Origin of the sequence: uncultured Fretibacterium sp., assembly GCF_963544685.1 — a bacterium.
In the GTDB taxonomy this organism is placed as follows: domain Bacteria; phylum Synergistota; class Synergistia; order Synergistales; family Aminobacteriaceae; genus CAJPSE01.
Genome location: NZ_CAUUGJ010000140.1, coordinates 1 through 4,881, shown reverse-complemented (window position 1 = coordinate 4,881; position 4,881 = coordinate 1). Strand labels below are relative to the sequence as shown.

The window sequence follows — 4,881 nt, the reverse complement described above, 5'->3', positions numbered from 1 at the left end:
AGCCCCGCCCCTGACAGCATGGACGGGGCATTTCCCTGTCGAATCGTTTATGAGCCCTTTTTACACCTCCTCTCATCCCCTGCCGTTGCCTTTGGCGTGACAATCCGGCAACTGTAAATCCAAGTTCTCTTATCCTGTCCTCTTTCCCGCCCCTCCTCCTGCCTGACGGGGGGCAGGACAACGCGCTCGATCCTCCCCCGATCCTCCGTCATGAAGCCGTCGCGGCCTGCGGATTCGGGGCGGAGATTGAGCGGATCGCGAATGGGGAGTAAAATAAAAAATTGTTGAAACGCTCGATGCAGGTTGTGGGTTTGTATCGGATCGCCGGTGGCGGATCGATGGAACAGAGGAGGAATGAGGATGTCGACGATAGGGGCGTACGATGCGGAGCGCTTCGGTAAGGTGAACCGAACTCCGGTCCGTACGACGATAGAGACCCTGTTTTACGGAAACAACGTGAAACGGGTGCGTGACCTGCGGGAGGCCTATGCCCTCGCAAAGGACAGCCCGGGGACGGTGGAGCTGACGGGCATGCCCGTCTTTCGGCCGGAGGATCTGGAGCTGCCCGCGGACGCCAACGTGCTGCTCTTCAACGACGGTGCGGTGTTCGGCAGGACGGCCGCGGCGCGGCGCATCGTGGGGTATCCCGACGTCGACGTCGCCGCGATGGCGGGCGTGGTGCGCGAGGCGGTCTACGGGATGCGCTACCGCAGAGTCTACACGGCGGACGCCTACGTAGGGCTGGAGGAGGACTTCATGGTGAAGGCCCACCTGGCCCTGCCCCAGGGTTTCGAGAACAATCTCTACAGCTGGATGTTCAACTTCCAGCACGACAACGTCCGGTATCGGGAGATGTACGCCCGGTCGCGCCGGGTCTCCGACGTGGACGGGGATATCTTCATCTTCGCGGACCCCGATTGGACGCATCCCGACTACCCGCTGGGCCTGGCGTTCTTCTCGCCGGAGGAGAACTGCGCCGCCGTGCTGGGGCTGCGCTACTTCGGCGAGCTCAAAAAGGGGACCCTGACCCTGGCATGGGGGATAGCCTCCCGCAACGGCTACGCCTCCTGCCATGGCGGGCTCAAGCGCTATTCCATGAAGGGCGGCAAAAAATTCGTCCTGGCGGCCTTCGGCCTGTCGGGCTCGGGCAAGTCCACCATCACGCACGCGGCGCACGGCGGCAAATACGACATCACGGTGCTGCATGACGACGCCTTCGTCGTCAACGTCCGCGACAAGTACGCCATAGCGCTCGAACCCTCGTACTTCGACAAGGTCCAGGACTATCCCATCGGCTGCGAGGCCAACAAGTACCTGGTGACGATGCAGAACTGCGGGGCCACGGTCACGGCGGACGGCCGGACGATCGCCGTCACCGAGGACGTGCGCAACGGCAACGGGCGGGCCATGAAGTCGCGCCTGTGGTCGCCCAACCGCATCGACCGCATCGACGAGCCGCTGAACGCCATCTTCTGGCTGATGCGCGACCCCACCATTCCGCCGGTCCTGAAGCTGGAGGGGCCGTCCCTGGCCTCCGTGATGGGGGCGACCCTCGCCACGAAGCGGACGACCGCGGAACGCCTCGCCCCCGGCGTGGACCCCAACGCGCTGGTCTGCGAACCCTACGCCAATCCCTTCCGCACCTATCCTCTGGGCATGGACTACGAACGGTTCAAGCGTCTGATCGAGGACGGCGTGTCCTGCTACGTCCTCAACACGGGGGATTTCATGGGGACGAAGGTGAAGCCCGCCCACACGCTGTCGATCCTCGAGGCCATCGTGGAGGACAGGGCGAACTGGGTTCCCTTCGGCAACTTCTCGGGGATGAGAACGCTGGAGCTTCCCGACTTCAAGATCGATACGCAGGACGAGTCCTATCGCGGCCAGCTCCGAGCGCGCTTCCAGGACCGGCTGAACTTCGTCGTCTCCCGCGAGACGGAGCGCGGGGGCATGGACAGGCTGCCGGATGACGCCCGGGAGGCTCTGGAACGGGCCGTGGCCGAGATGAGCTGAAGCACGATACCCGAAATCCGATAACCGAAGTATGATACCCGGAATTTTCTGAGTTGTATTATAATGAGGTCATTCGAGCCGACGGTTTCCCCTGGCTGTCGGCATTTTTTTCTGTAGGCCGGGAACGGTGCCGGGGGTAAGTTTGGGGGAAGACGGGGGAGATCCGTTTATTCCAGTTCCATTGACAGTTCCATTTCGAGGGGAGTTTTAAAATGAGATTGCCGACGTTCAAGGGGGGAATTCATCCGCCCGACGGGAAGTCCCTGACGGCGGAGAAGGCCGTTGAAGTTCTGTCCCCCAAGGGGGATTTGGTCTATCCGCTGTCGCAGCACCTGGGGGCGCCCTGCGCCCCTCTCGTCAAGCGGGGGGACCGTGTTCTGTTGGGGCAGAAGATTGCGGACACCGATGCCTTCGTCTCCGCACCGATTCTGGCGAGCGTCTCCGGAACGGTGAAGGAGATCGGGTTCCGGATGACGATTCCGGGCAGCTTCGAGACGTGCATCGTCGTCGAGAACGACGGGCAGTACGAACACGCTCCGACGCTGCTGGAGGAACTGGGGCGAAAGCCCGAGCGCGGGGACTACCTCAAGCTCATCCGGGCTGCCGGTATCGTCGGGATGGGAGGAGCCTGTTTCCCAACTCACGTCAAGCTGTCGCCCCCGGAGGGGCGCGTCATCCGATGGGTGATCGTGAACGGCGCGGAGTGCGAGCCCTTCCTTAACTGCGACAACCGCCTGATGCTGGAGCGTCCCGAGCCCATCATCGAGGGGCTCGAGCTCTGTCTGGAGCTCTTCCCCGACGCGAAGGGCATCATCGCCGTCGAGGAGAACAAGCCCAGGAGCATCGAACGGCTTGAGGGCGAGCTGTCCGAACACGACGGCTCGCGCATCCGCGTGATGCCCCACGCGGTCAAGTACCCGCAGGGCGCGGAGAAGATGCTGATCTGGTCCGTCACGGGCCAGGAGATCCCTCCCGGGGCCCTGCCCGCGGACGTGGGCTGCATCATCCTGAACGTCCGGACGCTCTATCACATCTGGCTTGCCCTCACACAGGGGATCCCCGTCATGGACCGTATCGTCTCGGTCACCGGCGACGTGATCTCCAACCCCAAGAACCTGCAGGTCCCGCTGGGGACCCCGGTTCGGGAGCTCGTCGAGGCCGCGGGCGGCTTTACGGAGGATCCGGTGAAGGTCCTGGCCGGAGGCCCCATGATGGGCATTTCCATGCGCTCCCTGGACGTTCCCGTGGTCAAGGGGACGTCCGGCATCCTGGCGCTCTCGTCCCGTTCGGCCGTGCTGCCCGTCGAGTCCAACTGTCTGCGCTGCGGGCGCTGCGTTACGGCCTGTCCGATGCACCTCGTCCCTTCGGATCTGGACCGTGCGGTGCGCCGCAGGGACTACACCGGGTTCGAGCGTGCCGGCGGCCTGAACTGCATCGAGTGCGGCTGCTGCACCTACGACTGTCCCGCCTCGCGGTGCCTCACTCAGACTTGCCGCGACGGCAAGGCGGCCGTGATGGCCGAACGCAGAAAGCAAGCGCAAAAGGGGGCGCAGAAGAAATGACCGAACGTTTTGCAGTGGGCAGCTCTCCTCATATTCATGCTCCCCTCGATACGCGAAAGATCATGGCGTGGGTCCTCGTCTCGCTCCTGCCGGCCGGGGCCGCGGGGGTCTGGTTCCTGGGGGCCTCCTCGCTCGCGGTGATCGCCACCTGCGTGATCGTCTGCGTGGGGTCGGAGTTCCTCTGGCAGCGGCTTGCGGGGCAGCGCGTGACGGTCTCCGACCTCTCGGCGGCGGTGACGGGTCTGCTCCTGGCCTATAACCTGCCGCCCACCATCCCGCTGTGGATGGCCGCCTGCGGCTCCGTCTTCGCCATCGTGCTGGTCAAGCAGTTCTTCGGCGGGCTGGGCGGCAACATCGTCAACCCGGCCCTCGCGGCCCGTGCCATGATGCTGATCTCCTGGCCCGTGGCCATGACGACCTGGACCGTACAGGGCGTCAGCGGCGCGACGCCCCTGGCCTTCCTGAAGGGAATGAGTTCCTCGGCCGCCGTGTCTCAGGCCATGAGCGCGGCCACGGAGGCCGCGTCCTCGACCTCTCCGGCTCTGCACGCCCTCTGGAACCTCTTCATCGGCAACGTGGGCGGCTGTATCGGGGAGACCTCGGCCGCCGCGCTCCTGCTGGGCGGGGCCGTCCTGATCTGGAGGGGAATCATCTCCTGGCGGATCCCCGTCGTCTACATCGCCACGGTAGCGGTGCTGTCGCTGGCGTTCGGGCGCGCCGGAGGACCTCTCTACGAGGTTTTGGTCGGCGGCCTGATGCTGGGGGCCTTCTTCATGGCCACGGACTACACCACGTCGCCCATGACGGCGAGAGGGCAGTTCGTCTTCGCCGCCGGGTGCGGCCTGCTGACGGCTCTCATCCGGACCTTCGGCGGCTACCCCGAGGGGGTCTCCTATTCCATTTTGATCATGAACCTGACCGTTCCCCTGATCGACAGGTTGACGGTCCCCAGAATTTTGGGGGAGGCGAGAAGATGACGGACGCTGCCGAGATGATGCCGACGCCGGAAAAATCCCCGTTCGGAAACCTGCTGGGCAAGTCGCTGTACCTGGGGGGCACCCTGTTCCTCGTTACCGCCGTGACGGGGCTTATCCTGGGGCTCGTTCAGTGGGCGACGGCCGACGCGATCCGCGCGGCACAGGAGAAGGAGAAGGCTCTGGCTCTCATGGCCGTGATGCCCGATGCCGAGAGTTTCAAGCCCATGGATCCGGCCCCCGGGGCCGGCTCCGTGCTGGGGGTCGAGGAGGGGCTGAAGGGGAGCGAGACGGTGGGGCATTGCATCACCGTGACCTCCAAGGGATACGGA

General features: G+C 64.6%; 3 protein-coding genes and 1 pseudogene. All 4 read left to right on the top strand.

Annotated elements, in window-relative coordinates; translation table 11 throughout:
* Positions 1-360 precede the first annotated feature (360 nt).
* Positions 361-2,013, top strand: a complete 1,653-nt coding sequence (locus tag ABLA28_RS10370; RefSeq protein WP_347713603.1) for a phosphoenolpyruvate carboxykinase (ATP) — start codon at positions 361-363, stop codon at positions 2,011-2,013.
* A 212-nt stretch (positions 2,014-2,225) separates the two neighbouring features.
* Positions 2,226-3,575: an electron transport complex subunit RsxC gene (gene rsxC / locus ABLA28_RS10365; RefSeq protein WP_347713602.1), complete on the top strand. Its 1,350-nt coding sequence runs from the start codon at positions 2,226-2,228 to the stop codon at positions 3,573-3,575.
* Positions 3,572-4,552: an RnfABCDGE type electron transport complex subunit D gene (locus ABLA28_RS10360; protein WP_347713601.1), complete on the top strand. Its 981-nt coding sequence runs from the start codon at positions 3,572-3,574 to the stop codon at positions 4,550-4,552. Before rsxC ends, ABLA28_RS10360 begins: the two co-directional genes overlap by 4 nt.
* A pseudogene (locus ABLA28_RS10355) lies at positions 4,549-4,881 on the top strand (hypothetical protein); the annotation flags it as partial. The gene ABLA28_RS10360 and the pseudogene ABLA28_RS10355, both read left to right, overlap by 4 nt.

Coding starts and splice junctions, on each gene's coding strand:
- rsxC (WP_347713602.1), top strand. CDS start 2,226: ATGAGATTGCCGACGTTCAAGGGGGGAATTCATCCGCCCGACGGGAAG.
- ABLA28_RS10370 (WP_347713603.1), top strand. CDS start 361: ATGTCGACGATAGGGGCGTACGATGCGGAGCGCTTCGGTAAGGTGAAC.
- ABLA28_RS10360 (WP_347713601.1), top strand. CDS start 3,572: ATGACCGAACGTTTTGCAGTGGGCAGCTCTCCTCATATTCATGCTCCC.